This is a genomic window from Flavisolibacter ginsengisoli DSM 18119, assembly GCF_900129295.1.
In the GTDB taxonomy this organism is placed as follows: domain Bacteria; phylum Bacteroidota; class Bacteroidia; order Chitinophagales; family Chitinophagaceae; genus Flavisolibacter; species Flavisolibacter ginsengisoli.
Genome location: NZ_FQUU01000002.1, coordinates 108692 through 134316, shown reverse-complemented (window position 1 = coordinate 134316; position 25625 = coordinate 108692). Strand labels below are relative to the sequence as shown.

The 25625-nt window shown below is 39.7% G+C and carries 14 protein-coding genes; all 14 read left to right on the top strand.

The window, feature by feature from the left end; translation table 11 throughout:
• Positions 1 to 7 precede the first annotated feature (7 nt).
• The 14 genes from BUA53_RS02650 to BUA53_RS02585 all read left to right on the top strand — a co-directional run bounded on the left by BUA53_RS02650 (position 8) and on the right by BUA53_RS02585 (position 25611).
• A complete protein-coding gene (locus BUA53_RS02650; protein ID WP_072833705.1) occupies positions 8 to 4579 on the top strand; it encodes a chemotaxis protein CheB in 4572 nt (1523 codons plus the stop codon).
• Positions 4580 to 4770: 191 nt separating this feature from the next.
• Positions 4771 to 4980 (top strand): hypothetical protein, encoded by a 210-nt coding sequence (locus BUA53_RS02645; protein ID WP_072833704.1) that lies wholly within the window; start codon positions 4771 to 4773, stop codon positions 4978 to 4980.
• 270 nt (positions 4981 to 5250) lie between these two features.
• Positions 5251 to 6192, top strand: coding sequence for a hypothetical protein (locus BUA53_RS02640; protein WP_072833703.1), 942 nt, complete (start codon positions 5251 to 5253; stop codon positions 6190 to 6192).
• 99 nt (positions 6193 to 6291) lie between these two features.
• Entirely contained in the window at positions 6292 to 7737 is a 1446-nt protein-coding gene (locus BUA53_RS02635) for a PP2C family protein-serine/threonine phosphatase (protein ID WP_072833702.1), read from the top strand.
• A gap of 1 nt (position 7738) precedes the next feature.
• Positions 7739 to 11797: an FtsW/RodA/SpoVE family cell cycle protein gene (locus BUA53_RS02630; RefSeq protein ID WP_072833701.1), complete on the top strand. Its 4059-nt coding sequence runs from the start codon at positions 7739 to 7741 to the stop codon at positions 11795 to 11797.
• 83 nt (positions 11798 to 11880) lie between these two features.
• Entirely contained in the window at positions 11881 to 12684 is an 804-nt protein-coding gene (locus BUA53_RS02625) for an FHA domain-containing protein (RefSeq protein ID WP_245792997.1), read from the top strand.
• A 2-nt stretch (positions 12685 to 12686) separates the two neighbouring features.
• A complete protein-coding gene (locus BUA53_RS02620) occupies positions 12687 to 14600 on the top strand; it encodes a protein kinase domain-containing protein (RefSeq protein ID WP_072833699.1) in 1914 nt (637 codons plus the stop codon).
• Between the two features lie 46 nt (positions 14601 to 14646).
• Entirely contained in the window at positions 14647 to 15150 is a 504-nt protein-coding gene (locus BUA53_RS02615) for a hypothetical protein (RefSeq protein ID WP_139256318.1), read from the top strand.
• A gap of 210 nt (positions 15151 to 15360) precedes the next feature.
• Positions 15361 to 16689, top strand: coding sequence for an inositol-3-phosphate synthase (locus BUA53_RS02610; RefSeq protein ID WP_072833697.1), 1329 nt, complete (start codon positions 15361 to 15363; stop codon positions 16687 to 16689).
• Positions 16686 to 17135, top strand: a complete 450-nt coding sequence (locus BUA53_RS02605) for a phosphatidylglycerophosphatase A family protein (protein ID WP_072833696.1) — start codon at positions 16686 to 16688, stop codon at positions 17133 to 17135. The genes BUA53_RS02610 and BUA53_RS02605 overlap by 4 nt, the downstream gene beginning before the upstream one ends.
• A 5-nt stretch (positions 17136 to 17140) precedes the next feature.
• On the top strand, positions 17141 to 17512 hold the full coding sequence (locus tag BUA53_RS02600) for a GtrA family protein (RefSeq protein ID WP_072833695.1): 372 nt from the start codon (positions 17141 to 17143) through the stop codon (positions 17510 to 17512).
• A 79-nt stretch (positions 17513 to 17591) separates the two neighbouring features.
• Positions 17592 to 18317: a CDP-alcohol phosphatidyltransferase family protein gene (locus tag BUA53_RS02595; RefSeq protein WP_072833694.1), complete on the top strand. Its 726-nt coding sequence runs from the start codon at positions 17592 to 17594 to the stop codon at positions 18315 to 18317.
• 75 nt (positions 18318 to 18392) lie between these two features.
• Complete coding sequence (locus tag BUA53_RS02590) at positions 18393 to 19373, top strand: phosphatase PAP2 family protein (protein WP_072833693.1); 981 nt, start codon at positions 18393 to 18395, stop codon at positions 19371 to 19373.
• Between the two features lie 352 nt (positions 19374 to 19725).
• Positions 19726 to 25611: a S8 family serine peptidase gene (locus tag BUA53_RS02585; RefSeq protein ID WP_072833692.1), complete on the top strand. Its 5886-nt coding sequence runs from the start codon at positions 19726 to 19728 to the stop codon at positions 25609 to 25611.
• Positions 25612 to 25625 lie beyond the last annotated feature (14 nt).

Genomic DNA, 25625 nt, shown 5'->3' with positions numbered 1-25625 from the left:
CTGATTAATGAACGGTTCGAAAAAAAATATTGAGGGCCAGGGGCATTTTATTGTTGCTATTGGTGCCTCTGCAGGTGGATTGGAAGCCATCCACGAATTCTTTGATAATATGCCTTCTAATGGCAACCTGTCTTTTATTATTATTCAACACCTTTCACCTGATTATAAAAGCTTACTGGTTGAACTTATATCCAAGCATACACATATGCAGGTGTATGAGGCCACCCATGGTGCAAAGGCGGAGAGTAATTGTGTTTACGTGATCCCTAATAACAAGTTGCTTACCATTAAGAATGGGCACCTGCAATTGGGTGTAAAGAATTTTGATAAGGTTCCCAACACAGCTATAGATACTTTTCTTCATTCTTTGGCTGAAGACCAGGCAGAAAAAGCAATTGCCATCATTCTTTCAGGTACAGGTTCTGATGGATCAAAAGGTATACAAAGTATCAAACAGGCAGGGGGTATGGTACTGGTGCAGGATCCTTTATCCGCCAAGTTTGATGGTATGCCGAATACAGCTATAGCTACCGGTTTTGCGGATCTAATACTGGCACCTGAGTTAATGCCGGAGGAGGTATTCAATTATATTAATGAACGGCCTATTCATATTGTAACTGAAGATAAGCCAGATGAAACCCTGCTGCCCGAGGTTTTAAAGCTTATTGAAAAACATTGCAGTTATGATTTTCATAATTATAAGACCCCTACCATTTTAAGACGCATTACAAGAAGAATGGGACTGATGGGATATAAAAAGTTCACGGACTACCTTGAATTTTTGCGTATATCGCCAGAAGAATGCCGTTCGCTTGGAAAAGAGTTTTTGATAGGAGTTACCAAATTCTTTAGAGATAGTGCAGCCTTCCAAATATTGCGCGGGGAAGTTTTGCCGGATATTATCAATTCAAAAAATGATAACGAGATATTAAAGATATGGGTCACCGCCTGCAGCACTGGTGAGGAAGCGTATTCACTGGCAATCCTGATTGATGATCTTTTGCAAAGCATGGGGAAGAAGCTTGAAGTAAAAATATTTGCCAGTGACCTTGATATTGATGCCATTGAATTCGCTTCAAAAGCAACCTATCCTGCTTCAAGTGTGGTAGAAATATCACCTGCATTGGTTAACCGGTATTTTATCAAGGATGGAAGTCATGTTGTTGTTCAACCCAGGTTGCGTAAGCAGATTGTCTTTGCCCGTCATAATGTGTTAAAAGATCCACCATTTATAAAAAATGATATGGTGACCTGCAGGAATATGCTCATTTATATGAACAATATTCTGCAGCGAAAGGTATTGTCCACCCTGCAATTCTCTTTAAATGCAGGTGGTTATTTATTCCTGGGCCCGAGTGAAACACCTGCAACAGTGAAAGATGGGTTTGAAGAAGTAAATGGAAAATGGAAGATCTTCAGAAAAATTATCAGTGATGTAAAATATAACCCTGAAAGATTACCCTCTGCGCAAATGTTCAAAACCCCTCGGGAAATAAGGACTATTGCCCCCAGAAAGGAAGATACACTTGAGAAAGAACTCGCAGATGATTTTAGAAATGTGTTGGTTGCAGAATATGGTTTTGCGGCTATTTATATTGATAAGAATTTTGAGATCAGGGAAGCAATAGGCGATTTCAAAAAGTATTTGTCTTTGCCGGATAAGATCATTTCTTTAAATATTCTTAGAATGGTTAATGGCGAATTGGCGGTTGCTTTAAATGCCGCTATTCGTAAGGCCTTAAGAGAAAAGGTCACTGTTAGCTTAAATAATATAAGGGTTCAGAACAGGGATAGCAACATTAATATTTTTGTGCGGCCTGCCAATAAAGATGGACATACCATGATCGTTCTTGGTGAGAATCATGAGGCCCAGGCTGTAAAACCCCTTCCTGAATTCACTTCCGGCAACCATACTGAATCACTCAATTATATAGCAGAACTAGAGGATGAATTGAAAGAAACAAGGTCACACCTCCAGATGGCTATCGAAAGCCTTGAAACTGCCAATGAAGAACTGCAATCCAGTAACGAGGAATTGTTATCTGCAAATGAAGAACTACAATCAAGTAATGAAGAATTGCAATCCCTGAATGAAGAGTTGCATACATTGAATACCGAACACCAGCTTCGTATCAGGGAATTGATAGAATTAAATGATGATCTGAATAACTATTTCAGAAGCACTGAAATTGCCCAGGTATTTGTAGATAGTAATCTTCGCATTCGGAAGTTCAATCCAGTTGCTGTCAAAATGATTAACCTGATCGAATCAGACATAGGCAGGCCAATAGAACATATTTCTACCAACATCCGGGAAAACAAGAATTTCATTGAGGATATTCAGAAAGTGTTGAAAGACCAGGTGATTATTCAGAAAGAAGTTGTATTAAGTAATGGAAATACCAACCTGATGAAGATACTGCCTTACATCAGGCAGGATAAAAAGGTAGATGGCGTAGTCATCACTTTTATTGATATCAGCAATGTTAAGGAGCTGAATAATATAGTTCAGGCAGTGTTCAATTCTTCCATTAGTGCGATCATGGCATTAAAAGCTAAACGTAATGACAAGGATGAAATAGTTGATTTCAACTGGATAACTGCCAACTATGCCACTGATGAATTATTACAACGATCGGCGCCTGATTATTTAGGGAAATCTCTTAAGGCTAATTTCCCGGAATTAATCAAAGATGAATTATTTGAAAAATTTGTTTCTGTTGTCAACACAGCAGTTCCTTTACAGACTGAAGTTGCATTATCTATTTCCGGTGAAAACCATTGGTTTGACCTGATAGTGTCGCAAATGATGGATGGAATTGTTGTAAGTCTTACCAATATAAATGATAAGAAGAAGGCTGAGGAAAAGTTCAGGAGTAATTATTTTGAATTAATGAAGGTTAAGGAAAATTACCGCAACCTGAATATAGCCCTGGAGGATAAAGTAAAGGAAAGAACGTTTGAATTGACTAAAAGTGAAGAGCGTTTCAGGTTGATTACTAATGTTACTAATGATGCTATCTGGGATTGGGACCTGGTAAACAACCGGATTTGGTGGAGTGAGAGTTTCTACAGCCGTTTTGGTTTTGAAAAACTTGAACACAAATTGACCAGTACTTTTTGGATCAACCAAATTCACCCTGATGACAGGGATAGAGTCACCAATAGTATTTATACAGCTATTAATAATGGTTCCAATAACTGGTCTGAACGGTTCCGGTTTGAAAAGAAGGACGGAACTTATGCTATTATCCAGGATAAGGGTGCTGTGCTTGTCAATAATGAAGGAACGCCTTACCGGATGCTAGGTTCCATGGTAGATATTACTGAGGCGGAATTAGCTGAACAAAAATTGAAGGATACGAATAATGAACTACAAGACCTTATAGAGGAGTTTCGCTTTGTAACAGACTTCATGCCCCAGGTTGTCTGGTCAACGCAACCAGATGGTCATTATGACTTTTTTAATAAGGGTTGGTATGATTACACGGGCCTGACACAGGAAGATACAATAGAAAAAGGTTGGCCAGCAGTGTTACATCCCGATGATTTTGACAGGTCAATGAAGTTATGGGAGCATAGCCTTCAAACAGGAACATCTTATGAAATTGAGTATAGATTGAAACGATACGATGGGGTATACAATTGGTTCCTTGCCCGTGCAGTTCCATTAAGGAATGAGAATGGTATTATAGTAAAATGGTTTGGTACATGTACCAATATCAATGACCATAAATTGATGAATGATATTTTGGAACAAAAGGTTATAGAAAGAACGGAAGAACTTCAAAAGATAAATATGGAATTGGAGGCCAGTAATGGTGAACTGCTTCAATTTGCTTCAATTGCTTCTCACGATTTAAAAGAGCCCTTGCGTAAGATACATATGTTCAGTAACCTGGTAAGAGACCGATATCTTTCCAATTCTGCCAGCGAGGCTATGGATTATATGAACAGGATCATCAAGGCTTCCTCAAGAATGACAAAATTGATTAATGACCTTTTAGCATTTACAAGACTGTCTGGTGAAAGTAAGTTTGAATTGACGGGGTTAAATAATTTATTGGAAGAGGTATTAAGTGACCTTGAGCTTTCTATTTTGGAAAAAAACGCAACAATAGAAGTTGGTAATTTGCCTGAAGCAGAAATTATCAGCGCCCAGATGAGGCAGGTATTTCAAAATATTATTAGTAACTCTTTAAAGTTCAACCGGCCTGGTATTTCACCTGTAATAAAAGTAAATGCTACCAGGGTGAGCGAACTATCTTTTGTTGACTCATTTGATGTCAATGGTGCATATTGCCGTATAACCATAGAAGATAATGGAATAGGCTTCAATAACCAGTTTGCAGAAAAAATATTTATAATTTTTCAACGTCTCCATGCCTGGGATAAATATGATGGAACAGGAATAGGACTTGCGATAACTAAAAAGATTATCGAGAGGCATAATGGCATCATTACAGCCAAAAGTAAGGAAGGCGAAGGTGCTTCCTTCATTATAGTAATTCCTTTGAGACAAGTTCCTGAGCACCAGGCGGCGGATGCTAATGCTGGTAGAACTTCCAGTTATGTATAATTAATGATTATTCCTTTAAGTGGAATACCCTTTGAAGAATGTAGAGGGACAGGAGTGCCCGGGCTTATCATAATAGTATGAAGCAGCAAGAGGTGTTACGACATTCTCGGAATGTGAAAATGCTTTAAATGGTATTGCCAAGGTTTCAGTCTTTGGCCTAACTTTATAGGAGGTATATAAATCTTTTAATCATGGCAAAAAAGGATATTGACGCCCCCCTGGAAGATATTGAAAGAGGAAAAGATTCACAAGCTGAGGAATCCAAAAAAATTGAAGAAAATGAAAGTGATCAGAAAGTAAACAAGACAGAAGTAAAGAATGCACATGCTTCAGGGCTAGGATCTATTGGCAGGAATGATCATCGGCTGGATGATGTTAAACCCAATTTTGATAATTACTAAATGTTTTTTCTGTAGCGGGATCAGATTTTACCAGCCTGGATATAACTGATGCAATAAGTTATTGGCCAGTTGTGTATGTCTTTTTAATTACCTGGTAATTTCTCAGGTAGTTATCTGGAACAGCAGTATTTTTCAATCATTTGATAAAACAATCCCAAATTAAAGTATATCCTTTCTGCTCAGCACAATACTTTTCGACTTATTTTGTTTATTCCTTTTACATTATAGCGGTTTCAATTAGCCTAAATTTACTGTAACATCGTTTATAACATGAAAACAAAACCTTCTTTCTGGCAACGAATTGGAATGCATGAATGGTTTCTTAAAAAAGAAGATATTGCTGAAGCATCAAGGGAAGGGATAACTCCTAATGAAGTATATAAATATATTATCGACAAATTCAAAGAGTCGATCGGACATTTATCTTTTGCCAACAGGATAGTTTTTTACCATGAATATATCATCTGCTTTAATACGGATGATTACAGGGATTTTACAGATAACAAAAAGGGAATCTTTGGGCTTATTGTACAGGAATCTGTAAAACAGTTTTATGAAGCCTTGAAGGCATATCGTGCTCAGAATAAAACTGTGGAGCCTTCAAGTTCCAAATGGGTTTTCAGATTTGTTTCTCATCCTGATTATGAAAGAGGTGATAAAAGTTTTATAGGAAAATTGTTGCCCGGAAACATGCAAAAGGAGGAGAATCTACGAATAACCTTTATTCCGAGGCAAACAGGTATTGCTCAGACTGCAGATATCAGCCCGGAAATCTTAAATGGGTTTACTTTCTATAGTGAAGGATATTATGAAGTTCCCTACCAGGAAAACCTTGTTTATCATGAACATGCTGTTTCAAAGCCATCCTTCTTCGCCAGGTTTGAAGCCATCATTCCAGAAAAAGAGTATGCGGGGAGAAAGATAGAATATGTTATGAGGGATGAAGAGGTAATTGTATCGGGAAAAGAGGAAGTACATGCCAATTCAAATGTCTTTCGCATTCCTTCAGAATGGGTGAATACTCCACATCTTCGCATACGGTATAATAAGGCAGAAGGGAAGCTTTATGTTGCTTCCTTTGGAGAAAAGACGATTGTAAATGAAAAGCAGGTGGCAAAGAGCTTTGAGAACAACCCCACCTGGACTGAACTTCCCATTAATTCAAAAGTGGTTTTAAACGGTATAGTAGGTATTAACATCTTTAAATCCTGATGCATATGTTAACATCTGTGCTTTCACTTGTTGTTTTACTGATTTGCATTCTCATGCTCATATCTCATTTTATAGATATCAAAAAATCACATCAAAGGAATGGCTGATAACTTCTTTGGACTTACAGACACAGGAAGGATAAGAGATAATAATGAGGATGCTTTTGTAGCTCGTCAAGTGTTTAATAAACAATGGATTCTTGCTTCGGTTATTGACGGGGTGGGTGGGTATGAAGGCGGTGAAGTTGCGGCTGAAATTACCAAGGAAGAATTTTTAAATTCTTTTACTACGCTTCCTTCCGATCCTATACGGAAAATGAAAGAGGCTATCATTTCTTCAAATGAAAGGATATACAAGGAAAAACTGGAAAGTGGAAAGAATTCCAGTATGGCTTGTGTAGTTACCCTTGCACTGGTTGATGTTAAGAACAATAAATTTTATTATGCGCATGTAGGAGATACAAGGCTTTACCTGTATCGTGACCATTCTTTAATAAAAGTAACCAGGGATCAGTCATTTGTAGGTTACCTTGAAGATAGCGGCCGTATATCTGAAGAAGAGGCTATGAGGCATCCAAAGCGCAACGAGATCAATAAGGCACTGGGTTTCGATAACCAATCTATTTTAGCAGAAGACTATATCGAAACCGGTGAATCTCCATTCCTGCCGGGGGATGCTCTATTGATCTGCAGCGATGGTCTGTCAGATATGATCAGTTCTGCACGGATTTCACAAGTGCTGGAAAAGAAAAGTTCGCTGGAACAAAAAGCTGCGGAATTAATAGAGGCAGCTAATGAGGCTGGTGGTAAGGATAATATAACGGTGGTCCTGGTTCAAAATAATAAAAAGCCATTAAAGCAACCCGCATCGAAGCCGGTCCTGGTAAAGAAGAAAAAAGTTGAGCCTGTAATTTCCAGGAATGATATGGATGAAAGTGTTGAGCCAGTGGCCACAACTAAACATCAAACAGTAGCATCACAGGTATCTAACCCTGGCAAAAGGCATAATAATATTCTTTGGATACTATCCATACTTTGCCTTTTATTCCTTAGTGGTTTTATCTGGATGTGGTGGAGTAAAAATCATTTCTCGGGAACTCCCGGCGAAGTGGTAAAAAAGGAAAAGAATGTACAGGAAATCAGGCTACAGACGTTTATCAATGCCTCTCCAGGTGACACCGTTGAATTGGAGACGGGGAGCAAAGATCATATACTTTATTTGACTGACACTTTATGGGTGAACAGGCCTTCGCTTTACCTGAAAGGGAAAAATACAATACTGTTAAGGGACAGCAGTTCATCCAACCGGGTTGCCATAATGGTTTCCCCAGAATGCAGGTCACTTGTTATTGATAGCCTTACAATTGATGGTTTTGATATTGGAATATCCATGACCGGAAAGGAAAGTCTGCAACTCAAGGGGGTTAAGTTTAAAAATTGTCCCATAAATGTTGCATTTAGGTTTTCAGGTACAGGCGACCTGAAAACAGTTTTCCGGAATGCAACTCTATCAAAAGATACTACAGCTCAAAACTCTATACACTAGAATGACAAATGGTTTGCAGCATCATACCTCAAGAATAAAAGAACGAATAGGCTTGATTGGCATTGCAGTCATCTTATTACTGCTTTTCAATTCATTGTTTACAGTATTAAAAAGAGATTTTACCGAAGTTCCTTCCAGGGTAGAGCAAGGGACTATTGTGAATTTAAATGACGAGAGTCCGGGACAGCGTTTAAAACAGATGCTGGAAAAGGGCTTTTATTTTGAAGATCCAAAGGATATTCAATTAATTAGTTCCATAGTAAGCCAAAAGCTGAATTCTGAGAATGATATTATTGATAATATAGGTGAATTAAATAAATCAAAGTATAATGTAAACGCCGACGAAGCTTATGCTACAGGTGGTGCATCGTTTAGAAAAAGAGTAGAAGTTTCAAGAAAACTACTTGGATTTACAGGGGCCGATTCTTTACGTTTCAACCAGGAAAGAACCTCACCTCCATCCCTTGCGTCTAACTTAAATGTAGGCCTGGGTGCACACACTATTTCAGGAAGCATAAGGAACAGGAATGAAACTAAAGTTAATGGGGTTCTTGTCAGGCTTACCATGGTCATTCCTCAGGATAGTATTTATAGTACTGAAGTTACTGATGCCACAGGTCAACGAATTCAAAAGGCTCCAGGTCTTCAAAAGATATATGCTACTGATTCTTTTAACAGGAGTCAATTGATTTCTTTAATAGCATATACAAGAACAGATGCTGATGGAAAGTTTGCTTTCTCGGGGCTTCCTGAAGGAAAATCCTATGAGCTGTTGCCCATGCAGCCTGGCTTTCAGTTTGGTCCTTCAAAAGGGGTTCAGGAACTTAAAGAAGATGCTGCTTTTACTTTTATTCAATTGCCGCATACTATTAAACTTTTATCAACAAAAGACTTTACTGATCTTAAAAAGGAAGGTTCGTTAATAGTACGTACGCCTGACCAGGTAACTAAATGGTATTGGATCATTGTTATTGTTTTCATTGTCGGGTTTTTCCTGCTGCATGTGATTTTAAGCATCAGATTTTCAGCAACAGACCAATATATCCTCCCTATAGTTATGTTGCTCACCGGCCTCTCTTTATTAACATTATTAAGCTTGCAGGATCCTCTTAGAGACCGTTTTCTTGCCAGGAGTACTTTATGGTATTTAGCAGGAGGGTTTACCGGTATTATTTTGCTATTATTATTTGATCTACGACGTTTTACAGCAGATTCAGGATTGTACAGGATGTTTGCTTTTAGAGACAACAGGGGCTCTAAGGGTATACAATGGGCTGGACTGGCGATGCTATTGTTATTATTAACCATCCTTCTGGGAACAGGGCCTGAAGGAAGTGGAGTTAAGGTCAACCTTTTTGGTTTTCAGCCAAGCGAGATGGTAAAATTTCTAATTATCATTTTCCTTGCGGGCTTTTTTGCTGCCAATGAAAGGTTCCTTGCCGAATATGTCACCATGAAAAAACGATGGTCGTTTTTCTGGATGGCATTGGGTGCCATCCTGGCTTCAATTCTTTTATTCCTGATGTTAGGCGATCTTGGCCCTGCAATCGTTGTTTGCTTCACCTTTATCATCCTGTTCTCTTTTTCAAGAGGTGATTTTGCCTTTATGGTGGCTTCTGTTGTTTTATATGTGCTGGCGAATTGGATATTAAAGAACATCTGGATATCTACAGGGGTTACCATTCTCATTATGTTACTTGTTATGCTTTTTATAAGGAAGCAATTAAGTGAGTCAGCTATAATGGCCCTGGTTGTGGTGTCGGGTTTTATGTTGATCGACCAGGTGCCACTACTTCATAATATATTTCCGGGACCTGTTCAACGATTAACAGACCGCAAAGCTATATGGCTGAATAAATGGGATAATGAAGTCTTCGGTGGTGACCAGATAGCCAATGGTATCTGGGCCATGTCAAGTGGGGGCATACAAGGCCAGGGAGTGGGTGAAGGCTTTGCCAAGACCATACCTGAAGCGCATACCGATATGATACTTCCTTCCTTAGGGGAAGATTTCGGCTGGGCTGGCATTATTTCCGTTTTTATATTATTTCTGATTTACCTGCACCGGTCTATATTGATTGGAAGGCAAACGGGAAGGCCCTTTCTGTTTTATTTATGTACAGGCATTGGTATCTGCACCTTTGTTCAATTCTTATTGATTGCAGGAGGGTCAATAGGGGCTTTACCACTTTCAGGGGTATCACTGCCTTTTGTGAGTTACGGGGGAACATCACTTATTTGCAATATGCTCGCTGCCGGGTTTCTTTTGTCTGTATCTATGGTCAGGGGAACTGCTGTACAGATGAATTATATATCAAAGCAACAGGATAAAAACATGCTCCCTGCATTGGTAGCTGCATGTATTGGTGTGATTCTTTTAACGATCAATGTGTCGAGGTACCTGTTCAATAACAAGCAATGGGTAGTTCAGCCTGCACTTGTAGCAGACAGGAGTGGTGCACGCATGTTCAGCTATAACCCCCGGATAGCTATTCTTATCAACAAATTGCAGGCTGGAAGTTTATTTGACAGAAATGGAAAGCTGTTGGCTACCAGTAAACCTGAAATGATCGCTTCTCAAAAGGATTCTTTGATAAAGGCAGGTCTTGATCCACGCAGTCTTGAATCCCTTTCACACAAACGTTCCGACAGGTATTATCCTTTTGCCGAAGAAATGTTCTTTTGGATTGGAGATGCCAATACAAATATCTTTTATGGAGGCAATAATGGTTTTTTTGCAGAATATGCGCTTGATGCCGAGCTAAGAGGATTTGAAACTCCTGTAAAAACATTTACAGTTTCTGCTACCCGTTTCAGGGAGAATCGTTTTTTACCTAGAAGAATAACTGAAATGACAGTTTCTCAAAAAGATTATACTGTACTTGCACCTTTGTTATTGGCGGGCATCAATAGTGAAAAGGTAGAAGCTTTTAAAAAAAGAAACAGGGATGTTCAGTTATCTATGGATGCTGCATTACAAACAAGCATACAACAATCATTTTCCATGGATGATTCCTTACAGGATAACAGGATATCAACAGTGATATTAGATGATTCCACCGGGGATGTTTTAGCGTCTGCCATGTATCCTCTTCCGCCTGTGAATAACTGGGACCAGTTGAACCTTTCTTTATTGGAACAAAATAAGTTATCCTCCTGGAGTACTAATACAGACCTGGGGTTTACTTATGCCACTCAACCCGGATCTACAGCTAAAATTGCAACCACTCTTGCTGCATTCAATAAACTGGGAATGGCAGCAGCCAATAAAACTATATTGATAAAACCACAGGATTTGATCAGGATAAAAAGTGCGGAGCCCGATGAAGCTGGAAATATTTCATTGGAAAGAGCATTGGTAAAATCAAATAATTCCTATTTTATCAAATTGGCCAATGAAGAACGTTTGCAGGAAGAAATGGCTACCATTTATATGCAAACAGGAATGTTTCTACACGGAGTGGGAGGATATTATTATGAAATGAATCCCAGAAATCAACAACAGGAAGAAAAATGGCGCACCTTCTGGAGAAAAACAGAATTCTCCAGCCTGAAAAGCTATGACAAGAATGATATTCGAAAGACAAGGGGAAGAGGTGTTTCAGGAATGGCCTGGGGACAAGGGGAATTAATTGCAACCCCGGCGGCAATTGCAAGGCTTGCAGCTTCTGTTTCCAACCATGGGGTTCTTATTCCTCACAGGTTTGTATTGAAAATTAGCGACTCACTGATTAAAACAATGCAGGGAATATCTATAGCTAATGATTCACAATATGCTGCCACTATAAAAAGTTATATGCTGGAGCAAAGTGCCAATAAGGTCAAGGACCTACATTTGGTGGTTGCAGGTAAAACAGGTACTCCTGAAAGAATATGGAAAGGTGAACGCATAAATGATGGGTGGTATGTATTTTTTGTACCTAAAGCAAAGGGTCCTGGTCATATAGTTGTTTGCACCCGTATTGAAAAGGCTAAAGGATCAAGCGAGGCGGTAAAGTTGGCAGGAAAGCATATTATACCTAAGTTGCTGCAGGCGGGATATATTGAAGGAATGAAATGAATTCAATGAGGTCTTTATCTTTTAAAATGCAAAATTCGAAGTCTCAATAATCTTTATTATAAACCAGGGGGAAACTTTAAATCATGCCCATGTTTGATTTTTTTAAAAAGAACACTGAAAATAGCAGCAAGGATGTGAAAACTGTAAGGGAAGCTTTGCTGCATTTTATAAAGGAACAGTTGAAAAAAGCTGAAGGGGGCGAAGGGTCAAATATTAAAGGCATCCAGCTTTTTATTACCTGTCCAGATGAAGAAAAACAAATGTATGAAGCAGCTGTTTACCTTGATGAACCTGGCAGGTTCAGAAATGAAGAAGTGCAAAAAATTGCAGATGATTATGCCATTGACCTTCCGGATAACTGGGAATTAAAAATCAGTTTTACTGAAAGCGCTCCCCCGGAATCAAAACAGGTACCGGGACTTGATGCTTCTTTATTTGTATTGACCCGTAAAAATGCATTGCCTAAAACCGCATCAGCATTTATTAAAATAAGATTGGGAGAAGCTGAAAAGAAAACTTATATCATTACCTCTGGAAGTGGTAAGATATTTATTGGCCGGGAAAAAAGAGTGCAAACCGCAGATGGTTTTTACCGTGAAAATAACATAGCCTTTCCGGAAAAAAGCGATAGCGATAGCAATCGTTACATAAGCCGTCAGCATGCACATATAGAATTTGACCAGGAAACAGGCCATTTTCTATTATTTGCAGATGAAGGAGGGGTGCCTCCAAGAAATAAGGTCAAAGTGAGGTCAAATAATGAAGGGGAACCAGTAAAATTATATTCTACCAAGGTGGGCTATGAATTGAGGGAAGGCGACCAGATACTTTTAGGTCAATCTGCATTGCTGGAATTCAGCTATTCACCAGATGAAAACGAATTATAGAAATGGCAAGGGTTTTTACAATTACTGAAGGCCTGGAAAATATGGGTGCCTTGAAAACCGGCGGACAGGGTTCGGTATATAAGGCACGCAGAATAGGTGAAATTATATCGGCTGTTAAGTTGTTACCAACACCCATTTATAGTGAGACAATAGATGACAAACATTTTACGGATTTTCAAAACGAGGTAAATAAGCTTAAAAAAGTTAACCAGGATCCCAACCCAAATGTGGTAAAGATCATTAGCTCTGGTATCACTGATACAGGTAATTTCCCTTTCATAGAAATGGAGTTCATAGAAGGACCTGACCTGGAAGAGCTTTTGAAATCACCCCACGACCCTGTATTTACCATTAAAGAGATCATCAAGGTTGCTGAACATTTATCTAATGCCCTTTCTCATTGTCATAAAGCAGATGTAAAACATGGTGATGTAAAAAGCAATAATGTAAAATTTAATATTCATTCCGGAAATTATATACTACTCGATTTTGGAATGGCTATGATGTCTGATGAGCAAAGACGTACCAGTCTTAGGCAGGCCGGGGCCATAGAATTTATGGCTCCCGAGCAAAATGATGGTAAAATGTTGTTTCAGACAGATATTTATAGTTTCGGAATTATATTATATGAACTTGTTGCAGGCATTGTTCCTTTTCCTTTGGCTGACCGGGGCGAAACCTCCCGAAACAAAGTGATGGTGGCCCACATGGAAAGCCCTGTTCCTGATATACTTGCATTGCGTAGGCAACATTTGCCCGCTACCTGGGCCAATGATAAAAAAGAAAGGGAAATGCAGGTACCCGAGTGGCTTCTTCGCATGATAGATAAATGTCTTGAAAAAAAACCTGATAACCGGTTTGTAAATGGCACAGAACTACACAATTTCGTAGTCTACCACAGTACTTCCCCCGCTAATTATAACCAGGTGGCTACTGAAGCACTAAAAACTTTAGAGAAAGAAACGGCAAGGCTTCGAAAGGAAAATGAAGAACTGCAAAGATCCCTGTTCAAATTCCAGCAGTCTAAAATACCAGTTCAGCATGTTGGAAACAACATTCCTGGCCAGCATAAAAAGAGAGGTGCAGGTAAATGGTTATGGCTCTTAGTAATAGTCGTGGCACTGGCATTCATAGCTTATACTTTTATAAGTTCTGAGCCTGTAGAAAATAATAAACCGGTTCAGGAAACCCAGGCCACAGCATCCCAACCAGTTAAACCGCGAACCATTATAGGCCAGTACAAAGTTCAGGTGCCGAGGGCATACTTTCATAATGAACCTGACCCCTCTTCCCGTAGAGGTGCTTATTTGATACCATCTAATGACGTTATTACTGCACTGGATGAAAAAAATGGCTTCATCTATACAGAGTTTACCAATAACAAGGGACAAACCTCTAAAGGCTGGGTTCAGAAGACAGACCTGGTAACACTTGACGAATGGCACCGGCAGGATTCTGCCCAACAAGCTGTCCGTTTAAAACAGGAAGATATCAACTCCCAATTGCAGGATGCCCGCACTTTTTTAGCGAATAATGAAATAAAAGAAGCATTATATATATATGATTACCTGGCACAACAGGATGTTCCTGAAGCCATGTATCAATGGGGGAATATGGCCTTGCAACGGAAAAATGATGCTATTGATTGCAAAGAAGGCTGGAACTGGGTCCAAAAAGCCAGTGACAAAGGTTATGTGCCTGCCAAAAGAACACTTGGCTTTTTATATTTGTTTGCTGACAGTGATGAGATCCTGAAGATCAATGATTATGATAACTGCCAGTATGAAAGAAATGTTTTTAAAGGGACCAAGCTACTAACTGAAGCTATGTTTTCAGGCGATACAACTGCCAAAAGGCTTTTGGATGAGCTTAATATACGCAAAAAGGACAGTACGGAAGTCCAGGTGGCCCAATAAATAGCAGGGTTTGGTTATTGGAACATTCTTTGAATACAAGATATTAATGAAGATATTTTTTGCTTTCCTGGTTGTTTGCTTAATTGGCTACATTCTTTATAGAACTATACCTGGAAAGAGCGATGAAACAAATAAAGTTAAAACCGTATACTTCTATCCAAAGGCTAATGTTTACTACCAGGTTGGTACAGGTAAATACATATTTTTTGATGAAGAAGGCAAGGCCTGGAAGCTAACCAAGAACTTTAGCGAAGAACAAAAACTTTCCCTGGGAGAAAAAGCAGTAATTGAAAATCCGCCTTCCCCGGTATGGAAAAACAATGCAGAGGATAGGTTAATTTATAGTGCTAACCTTTATTCTTCACCTGCAGACATCAAGGAAAAATTTCAATCTGATTCTATTAATAGTCTTCCGCCGAAACCAGTTGTAAGACGCGATTCAACAATTGCCAAACCGCCTCAGGAGGAACAAAAGCCCAAATCCGGTCTGAGAAAGTTCCTGGATAAGCTCTTTGGAGGAAAGGACAAACAGGTGGACTCTAAAAATTGACGGTCAAAAACCGATTAAAATATTTACCTTGCCGCGCGTTCTTACCCCTAATTTATAGCCATTTATCAGGTAAAGACAGGAACTTCCAAAATAAGGATAAATGCAGGCCTTTAGTTGATTATCAATACTTATGGTGCAAGACTTGGCTATTTTTGAGGGTTTTATCCGATAGTATAATTTTGACTTTTATTTTATATCAAAACAAGCCACATGCATAATACAATCGAAAAAGCTGATGGGAAACTTGGGGTTCTTATCCCTGGTTTAGGTGCTGTAGCCACAACTGTTATAGCGGGGGTGGAAGCTGTTAAAAAAGGCCTGGCTCAGCCAGTAGGTTCTTTAACGCAAATGGGAAATATCCGTTTAGGTAAAAGAACAGAGAATCGTTTTCCAAAGATCAAAGATTTTGTTCCCTTAACAGATCTGAACAATATCGTTTTTGGCGGATGGGATGTTTACAGTGATAATGTTTTTGAAGCCGCCAGCCATGCCAAAGTGCTGGAGCCCATGTTGCTTCATGCTGTGAAGGCTGAGTTGGAAGCTATAAAGCCAATGAAAGCGGTATTTGACAAGACCTATGTTTCTAACCTTGATGGTCAGCATGTTAAAGAGGCTGCTACGAAATGGGACCTTGCCAAGATGGCTATGGATGACATTGAAAATTTTAAAGAAGCAAATGACTGCGCCAGGCTGGTAATGGTTTGGTGTGGCTCTACAGAAAAATATATTGAGGTTTCTGCTGTACATGAAACAATTGAAAGCTTTGAAGAAGGACTAAAAGCCAATAACCCGGCAATTTCTCCTTCCATGATCTATGCCTATGCAGCTTTAAAATTGGGTGTTCCTTTCATGAATGGAGCGCCAAACCTTACTGTTGACATACCCGCATTGATTGACCTCGCAAAAGAAACCAATACACCAATAGGTGGTAAGGATTTTAAAACTGGTCAAACCTTAATGAAGACCATCCTTGCTCCGGGACTTCATGCAAGAGCTTTGGGAATCAAAGGTTGGTTCTCCTCTAATATACTCGGTAACCGTGATGGTTATGTTTTGGATCATCCTGATAATTTTAAAACAAAAGAAGTTTCCAAGCTTTCAGTTCTTGAAGACATTTTGCAACCCGATATTAATCCTGAGCTTTACGGAGAACTCTATCATAAGGTAAGGATCAATTATTATCCTCCTCATGGTGATAATAAGGAGAGCTGGGATAATATTGACATTTTTGGCTGGTTAGGATATCCTATGCAGATCAAGATCAACTTCCTTTGCAGGGATTCAATACTTGCAGCTCCTATTGTTCTGGATCTTGCCTTATTTGCTGACCTTTCTAAAAGGGCAGGAATGTCAGGCATCCAGGAGTGGCTATCTTTTTATTTTAAATCGCCACAAACAGCTCCAGGGTTGCGTCCGGAACATGATATTTTCAAGCAATTGATCAAATTACAAAACACGCTCCGCCATATGATGGGTGAAGACCTCATTACCCATTTAGGTCTGGATTACTACCAGGACCTCGTTGAAGTGTTGTCATGATAATAGCAAAGTTGATCTCCACGTGCCTGGGTATTGGTTATATTAGGAAAGGCGCAGGAACCGTTGCAGCTTTTATTGGTTGTATTGCCTGGTACTTTATCCAGGTTCGTGGAGTAAATGCTTTATTCGATCTTATTACCATCCTTGTTATCACCATTTTTGGAATATGGTCAGCATCTGTTGTAGAGATAGAGTGGGGTAAGGATAGTAACAGGGTAGTAATTGATGAATTGCTGGGCATGTGTATCAGTCTCTTTTTAATACCAGCAGAACTGAAATATATTGCTCTTGCATTTGTTTTTTTTCGTTTTTTTGATATTGTTAAACCTCTATATATCAGGAAAGCCGAAGTACTTCCGGGAGGTTGGGGTGTTATGGCTGATGATGTCCTGGCAGGAATTTACAGTAATATCCTGCTTCATATAGTGGTGAAAATGAGTTTTTAATTATAATGAAAACATTCGCCAAAGCTCAATTAGCTTCTTTAATTGCCTCGATTATAGACTATTGGTGTACCATCATAGCCGTAGAAATATTTGGTATATGGTATGTATGGGCTAGCGCTATAGGAACAATGATAGGTGGTATCACCAATTTTTCATTAGGCAGAAACTGGGTATTTCGCAACAAGGAAAAAGCAAGGCAGGTTCAGTTGTTCAGGTACACTATGGTTTGGACAGGTTATTTGATACTTACCACTTTTGGTGTTTTTCTTTTAACCCATTTTGCTCACGTCAACTATATATATTCTAAAGCAACTGTTTCCTTGCTTATGGCCATTTCATATAACTATCCTCTTCAAAAGAAATTTGTATTCAGGTAAGCTTATTCCAATTTATGAAACAAGAAAGAAGTTTTCTGCCTACAACTTCATATGTTGTTGAACCCTTAAAACCATGTCTATGGAAACCAAGCCCCTGAGAATAAGGCTACAGTTCGGAATTTACAGGATAATCGATCCTTTTGTCAAATTGCTTATCAAGCTGGGTTTTACACCTAATACTGTAAGTGTTATTGGGTTCATTCTCAATATAGGTGTTGCTGCTGTTTTTATTTTGGGTGCGGAAAAAACCAACCGTGGCGATCTTTCTTATGTGGGTTGGGCAGGGGCATTGATACTTTTTGCCGGCCTATTCGATATGTTGGATGGCCAAGTTGCTCGTCTTGGGAGAATGGGTTCTTCCTTTGGCGCCCTTCTGGATTCAGTACTTGACCGTTACAGTGAGTTATTCATGTTCCTGGGCATTTGTTATTACCTTATATCCCACCATTATTTCATTTCTTCATTATTTGCCTTCATTGGTTTAATAGGATCTATGATGGTTAGCTATACAAGGGCCAGGGCAGAAGGACTGGGGATTGATTGCAAAGGGGGATTGATGCAAAGACCTGAACGAATTATTTTGATCGGAACATCTGCATTGGCCTGCGGAATATTAGCTCAATATATTGGAGGTGATTATAAATTGTATCTGAAAGGTATCAGGTATCATGTATTTGAAACGATGTCTGTATTTACTATACCCATCACTATTCTTGCTGTGCTCACCAATATAACAGCCTATAAAAGGCTGATGGATGCTAAAAGAGCACTTGATCAAAAAGACTTCTCTCGTAAAGTAGCGTAAGGTGTATTTGCGATTTCCTAACTATTTCTTATACAGGATAGCTTTAAATTTGCCAGACTAAACCAATGCTACCAAATGTATCCAACGGGAAGTGAAGTGCAGGAAGAATTAATATCGGAGTTTCAACTGCGCCCGTCTGGCTCTGTCTTATTATCAGCTAAAAGTATCAGGTTTTCTCTACTTGTTTCTTCAATATATTTAGCCTTATCCTACATACTTATAGGCTTCAAAACTGACCAGCTTGTTCTGCTTTTGATATTCAACTCATTCTATTTCGCCAGCAAAACTACCCGGAAGTTTATTCTCGGCTTTTCCATTTTTATAATCTATTGGGTCATATTTGATTATATGAAGGCATTTCCAAACTATCATTACAATGCAGTTCATATTCACTCCTTATATAATTGGGAAAAATCCTTGTTTGGAATTGATATCAATGGTGTTCTTATTACACCTAATGAATATTTTGCCCATGCGCATAATACTATCCTGGATATTCTATGTGGTATTTTTTATTTATGTTGGGTTCCCCTGCCTTTAATTTTTGCAGGTATTCTATTTTTTCGCAATAGAAATTTATTTTTTCAATTCTCGTTAACCTTTTTCCTGGTAAACCTGGTTGGTTTTGTAGGGTATTATATTTATCCTGCCGCACCACCCTGGTACATCGCTCAGAAAGGATTTCATTTTATTGCGTCCACCCCCGGCAATACTGCTGGTTTAGGAAGGTTTGATGCCTATTTTGGCACTAATGTCTTTGCTGGCATCTATAGCAAAAGTTCCAATGTATTTGCTGCCATGCCTTCCTTACATGCAGCCTATATACTTATCGTTTTATATTATGGCATTAAGGCAAAGATGAAATGGTTCAATTTTCTCTTTGCAGTTATTATGGTAGGTATATGGTTTGCTGCTGTATATACCGGTCACCATTATATACTGGACGTACTTGCAGGAATTTCCTGCGCTTTATTTGGCATAGTGATATTTCAATGGTTCATTAGTACTTCCGCAGGACAGAAAATTATGGATGCGCTTGTTACTTTAACTACCTGAGCCATTTTTCATTGCAAATACTTGTTAAGCAGTTGACCTTAGCTTTCAAAATGATGGGAGTAATTAATAATTTATTTACCAGTTAACCAACAGGTTTTAATTATTGTCTTGGTAATTAGGCAGTTTCAGGCTATATTTAATAGGTCAATATTTTTTATATACTTCCGGATCCCTGAACATTCTATACTTTCAATCCTTATCCTTCAGCTATTTATTTTGTTGTCAGATTTTGCAGGACCTTTTCTGCCTTATTCCTTATACCTCCTTGAAAATATTACCTGCTTCCGTATTTGTGATTAAACACTAATGTTTCGGCTTTAGACCAAAGAAAATAACTGTTTAATACCCTTATATGCGACACTTTGCTGCTGCTGCTTTTTTTAGATGCCGTAAACTTTTCTTACTGCTATTAATTGTTGTTTGTTATAACCACATTAATGGTCAGCAATTGAACATTAAGGATTTTAGCTTGTATGGGAAAAACATTGTTGAATTAAATACTTCTACAACCATAGCCGGAGGTTCGATTGGGAGCAATAGTCTATTCCGTACTATAGGAAATACTACTATTAGTGCCAATATTTATAGTGGTGGGCGTGTAGATCTGTCTAATAGTAATACTATTAATGGAAATATTTCCGCTCAAAATATCAGTGGGGCTTCAGGATATATTTTTCAAACGGGATCAAATGCGGCCATTACCGGTAATCTAAATATCAAAGGCAGTGTATTACTCGGGGGTGGATTTATTAATGGTACCGTAAACTATGAAGGATCTTACTCAGGAAGCCAACCTTCAGGTGGAGCAGTTTCTCATACGCTCAATTTCCCTTCTTTGCCGATTTTGCCATTTGTATCTTCTTTTTCCACTGGTACCAGTGATATAATTTCTACGCAGACTATAACACCTGGCGGATACCGGAATTTGTCTTTACCCGGCAATAAAACGGTGACCTTTTCAGGTGCTGGTAATTATTATTTCAATGCTATCAAGAACTATGGAAACTTCAACAGTTTCGTACTTGATTTTAAGAATGATCCCACAGCAGTAATGCGTATATATGTGGCCGGTGATGTAGATCTGTATAAGTTAACTGTGTCCTTTCCTCGGGGTGGAGATGCCTCACGGGTTTATATGCAGGTAATGGGAAATGGTGCAACTGCACCCGATGGCGTTACTACATGGACTATCAGCAACGGGGCTTCTGGTAGCAAAAGGTCAACCTGGTACGGCACTGTGTATGCTCCTAATGGTTCTATTACTGTAGGTTCAGGGTCAAGCGAAAGCAAGATTATCGGGGCTTTATGGAGTGGCAAGAAAGTTTCTATTCAAACAGGAGTCGGAATAAGTTTTGCCAGGTTGAATGATTGTAATCCTAATGCAAATGCTGGGATAGATAAATCAATAGATTGTTTACATCCCACTACCCAGTTAATAGGATCAAGTTCAAGTCCGAACCCACAATACAGCTGGAGTAAACTGGATGGTACTTTTATAGGTACGTCCTCAACCATCACAGTCGGAGCAGTCGGTCAGTATGTACTTTCAGTGTCCAGCGCAGATTGTATATTTCCGGCATCGGATACAGTATTGGTTACAGGTGTACGTTGTGTGCTTCCCTACTATCCACCTCCGCCTACCGGTAAAGACTATTCTAAAATAGGTGCCGAGTTAACTTCTTTATACCTCAACTATGGGAATGTGTTAGATAGCGGGAAGGCCATGTTCCTTATTGTCAATGACAAAGTATTGATAGATGTAGTAGTTTATGCTGGTAACCGCGCAATAGTTCAATCAATGTTACAGGGTTCGGGATATGGCATGACTGGTTTTTTAAACAATGGACCTGATACATTAAAGATCACAGGGTTTTATCCCATTGCCAACCTGAATAAATTTGACCTGGAACCAATGCGAAGCCTGATCAACTTCGTTATGCCCGTATTTCCTCCTGTAGGAAATGCCGGCATTGCTCAAACAGCAGGGGATAGTGCCATGCGCACCAACTTTGTAAGGAATGGGTTTAATCTTTCAGGGGAAGGCGTTAAGATTGGTGTTTTATCGGATAGTTATAATACAATACCCGGAAACCCGGCACAAAATGACATCAATAATGGCGACCTGCCGGGGATTGGCAATCCTGTAAATCCTACACCAGTGCAGGTCTTGCAGGACTATCCTTATGGACCAAGATCCGATGAAGGAAGGGCCATGCTGCAGATAGTTCATGATGTGGCACCCAAAGCATCTCTCGCTTACAGGACAGGATTTATTAGCCCGGGCGATTTTGCTGATGGAATAAGTGCATTAACATTAGCTAACTGCAAGGTGATCGTTGATGATATTAGTTTTATAACAGAACCTTTTTTCAAGCCTGGTGTCGTGTCAAGGGCTTACCAGTCAGCCACCGCCAACGGAGTGACATGTGTAACTGCAGCGGGCAATTTTGCAGACAAATCATATGAAGGCATTTTTAATCCTGCACCTGGAAGTGCGCCATTTGGACTTCCCGGGCGTGCCCATAATTTTGGTGGCGGCGATATTTTCCAAAGAGACTCTGTAAAAGGTTCCCCTGATCATCCCCAGACCTATACCATCGTGCTTCAATGGGATGAAAATGTTTATTCACTTGGTGGAAATACAGGAACAGTTTCCGACCTGGATGCTTATTCCATCGATCAACTAGGTAATGTTATTGGTTTTAATAGGTACAATGTTGGTGGCGACCCAATTGAGGTGCTGACACTAACGGTCACTGAGAACTCTATTATTGATTTGCTCATTGTAAATTCTTCGCTTGATGCTACCGCCACTACCAGTAACGTCCGTTTTAAATATGTGGTATTCCGCGGAGAGCTTAAGATCAATGAGTTTATACAGGGCAATTCAACAATTGTAGGTCATGGTAATACACCTGAGGTCATTACAGTAGGGGCAACATTTTATGGAAACACCCCTGCATTTGGCGTTCCCACACCAACCCGTTCTAATTTTTCTTCCATTGGTGGAACAACTTATTTAGGGGCGCCTTCGCCTAAACCTGACCTCATGGGCCCCAATGGAGGCAATACCACTGTTGCTTTCGGAAGTATTGATTACGAAAATGATGGGCTGCCAAATTTCTTTGGAACTTCGGCTGCTGCTCCTCATGTCGCAGCTGCAGCCGCATTGCTTATTCAGGCACGTCAGAAGTTTTACAGCCAGGTACCTACACCTTCATCACTAAAAACCTTATTGACCGCCACAACATTATCAATGGATATGCCGGGGTTCGATTATAAAACAGGTTATGGTTTTGTGCAGGTAGATTCTGCAGCACGTACCATCGCCAATCCAACACCTGAACTTATTGGCCTCCAATTCACAGATCCAAATCTTGTTCCTGGTGCACAGACTATGGAAGTGACAGTTTTAGGTAATTACCTGAGCTCAGGTACTAAAATACTCCTGGGGTCCGATACACTCCCGACAACTATAATTAATAACAATACTGCCATTGCCACATTGCCAATGTTTAATGGACAGCAATTGTTAACATCCTATACCGCTTCTAAAACTCCTTCCGGATTGGATGGCGGATTATCCAATAGCATTGCCATAACCGGTGTTATTAAAAAGAACATAACCATAAAGGCTGATAATAAATCGAAAAAATATGGTGAAGTTTTCCCTTCATTTACTGCTACCATCCTTGTAGATAATGATTCGTTGCAACATACCAACCTTAGTTTGCAGGATCTTGGTCTTACCAACCTTAATTTTTCTGTTAATGCCGGTGTAAATGACAATGTTGGATTGTACAGGATCATGGCATCCCGAACCTTTGATCCCACCAACGCCACCGATGCAGCCCTCCTGGAAAAATATAACTATGATTCACTGCCCGGAGTGCTTACCATAGATAGATTGAGTGTTACTGTTACGCCAAGAGATACGACTCTTGTATATGGACAGGCTATTGGCAATATTCATTTCAATTACCAGGTTGATCCTTCTGTCACGCTTGCTGATCCTTCTTCGACGATGGCATTCATACAGCAGTCACACCAAAGCCAACTGGCCAATGATGTCATTGCTTTTGCCAATAACAGGCCTGTGGCAGTAATTGGTGGGCAATTGGTTGAAGTGAAAAATTATATGGTGAATGGTGTTCCGGTTGCCATGGTAGGCGGAGTACCGGTGGCTATTGTAGGTGGTGTGCCAGTTGCTATTGTAAGCGGTGTACCCGTTGCAATAGTGAATTACCAGGCTATCCAGGTTATAAACGGTTTCCCGGTAGTTGTCAGCACCACGTTAGCCAATGGTGTTCCTGTGGCTATTGTTGGTGGCGTTCCTGTAGCTATAGTAGGTGGAGTGCCGGTTGCTATGGTAAGTTCTGTAGTTAATGGTGTCCCGGTAGCAATAGTGAACGGTGTTCCCGTAGCCATGGTGAACAGCCTGGCTGATAGTGTTGTGACTAATGAAAGCTTTATGGCAGATTCTGCATCCATTCATAATGCAAGAATCATTACCAATCAGTATGCTCCCCCGGGAGGCATACCTGTTACCCAAACAACCAAAGTGGTTGACCTCACCCAGGAATCCGTTTTGAATTATAATATCAATCCTGATACTACCACCACTTCAATGATCAATTCAATTCCTTCCGTCAATCTCAGGGGATTGCTGGATGCCTACCAATTGATCAATGGTGTGCCTGTAGCCATTGTGGGTGGAGTGCCCGTAGCCATAGTAAGTGGAGTACCTGTAGCTATGGTAAATGGTGTTCCGGTGGCCATTGTGGGTGGAGTGCCCGTTGCCATTGTGAACAGTCTGGCAGATTCAAATAAATTACCAGTTATAATTGATTCATCAGACCTGGGTGATACAGGGCCGAGCAGTTTTAAATCCATCAACCTGATAACTGGAATCACTGCTGGTGTCCAGAACATTGTTCCAGGAGCCTTATTAAACGATAACCTCCAGGTGCATTATGAATTGGGTAACCTTAATATTCTTCCGGCACCCATAACTATCAAAGTAAAGGATACATCTAAATTGTACGGATTAGAAATACAACTGGATAGTACTGCCTTTACTATTACTTCGGGAAAAATGATGTATGATGATGCCATTTCGTATGTCCGGTCCACTTCAAACGGGACTTCTGCAAGCGCAACCGGATCATCCTATCCCATAGTACCTACAACTGCTGTGGGTACAGAAGGCACCAATCTTTCCAATTATGCTATTACTTATGTAAATGGCACCCTAACAGTAAACCCAAATCCTTGCCTGTTAACACATAATTCCTTTACCAATTTTGGAAGCACAACTAAAGCGCCAACATCTCTTTGGTTGAATATAACTACCAAGGTTAGCGGACAGTTAGCAGCACATGGAGATTTTCTATTGTTTACAGGTGGTTCTGTTACATTCAATAATATCACATCGTCCCCTCTTATATCTAATCTTTCAATGCCGGTAGGTAAGATCATTGCAGATAGAAATGCCGTGGTGCCTTATACTATTTATGATATAGGGAAAAACATGTGGATCACAAAAGTTCCAATTGGTTTCAGCAGCACTTCAGATATATTCATTGCTGGAGTTATCATCAATTCTTCCAATGGCTTTACTAAAAAGAATGGGGCCAACTCTGTGGTAAAGGGAATTTTTTATTCCGATAAACCGTTTACTGATCAATGGACTTATGGCATGGCAGCGTACCAACCACAGTTTAACTATACAATTTTAGCAGATTCAGGCAAAGTCACTTCTATCAACGGCAATTACAGGGCAGGGACACCTACACCAATAATAAACTACCTGGTTAATGGTGGAAGCGGAGGTGGTGGTAATAACTATACTGGTAGTTCCAGCTCCTTTGATAAGTTTACAGCCTGCATGTTAATTGATCCGGTTGTTGTATCAAATGCCACGCAAAGGATTATTTTAAACAGTTCACAACTCCCGGATGCAGAGGAACAAGAAATATTGAAATTGTACCCTAATCCTGCTGTTTCCGGTTTCACTATAGCTTTCAGGGCTAACACGTCCGGAGCATCAGTGATCCGAATATATAATATGCAGGGAGAGCTTGTAAAAACAATTGTAAACGGGTATACAGAGGCTGGTAAGTTGATACGAAAGGATGTTTCAATTACTAACATACCATCGGGGGTATATATAGTTCAATACCAGGAGAAAGATAAAGTGATCAACAAGAAGCTGATCATATCTGGTAAAGCCTATTAAAGCATTTGAATTCT

Coding starts and splice junctions, on each gene's coding strand:
- BUA53_RS02605 (WP_072833696.1), top strand. CDS start 16,686: ATGATAATAGCAAAGTTGATCTCCACGTGCCTGGGTATTGGTTATATT.
- BUA53_RS02635 (WP_072833702.1), top strand. CDS start 6,292: ATGGCTGATAACTTCTTTGGACTTACAGACACAGGAAGGATAAGAGAT.
- BUA53_RS02630 (WP_072833701.1), top strand. CDS start 7,739: ATGACAAATGGTTTGCAGCATCATACCTCAAGAATAAAAGAACGAATA.
- BUA53_RS02645 (WP_072833704.1), top strand. CDS start 4,771: ATGGCAAAAAAGGATATTGACGCCCCCCTGGAAGATATTGAAAGAGGA.
- BUA53_RS02585 (WP_072833692.1), top strand. CDS start 19,726: ATGCGACACTTTGCTGCTGCTGCTTTTTTTAGATGCCGTAAACTTTTC.
- BUA53_RS02650 (WP_072833705.1), top strand. CDS start 8: ATGAACGGTTCGAAAAAAAATATTGAGGGCCAGGGGCATTTTATTGTT.
- BUA53_RS02625 (WP_245792997.1), top strand. CDS start 11,881: ATGCCCATGTTTGATTTTTTTAAAAAGAACACTGAAAATAGCAGCAAG.
- BUA53_RS02640 (WP_072833703.1), top strand. CDS start 5,251: ATGAAAACAAAACCTTCTTTCTGGCAACGAATTGGAATGCATGAATGG.
- BUA53_RS02590 (WP_072833693.1), top strand. CDS start 18,393: ATGTATCCAACGGGAAGTGAAGTGCAGGAAGAATTAATATCGGAGTTT.
- BUA53_RS02615 (WP_139256318.1), top strand. CDS start 14,647: ATGAAGATATTTTTTGCTTTCCTGGTTGTTTGCTTAATTGGCTACATT.
- BUA53_RS02610 (WP_072833697.1), top strand. CDS start 15,361: ATGCATAATACAATCGAAAAAGCTGATGGGAAACTTGGGGTTCTTATC.
- BUA53_RS02595 (WP_072833694.1), top strand. CDS start 17,592: ATGGAAACCAAGCCCCTGAGAATAAGGCTACAGTTCGGAATTTACAGG.
- BUA53_RS02620 (WP_072833699.1), top strand. CDS start 12,687: ATGGCAAGGGTTTTTACAATTACTGAAGGCCTGGAAAATATGGGTGCC.
- BUA53_RS02600 (WP_072833695.1), top strand. CDS start 17,141: ATGAAAACATTCGCCAAAGCTCAATTAGCTTCTTTAATTGCCTCGATT.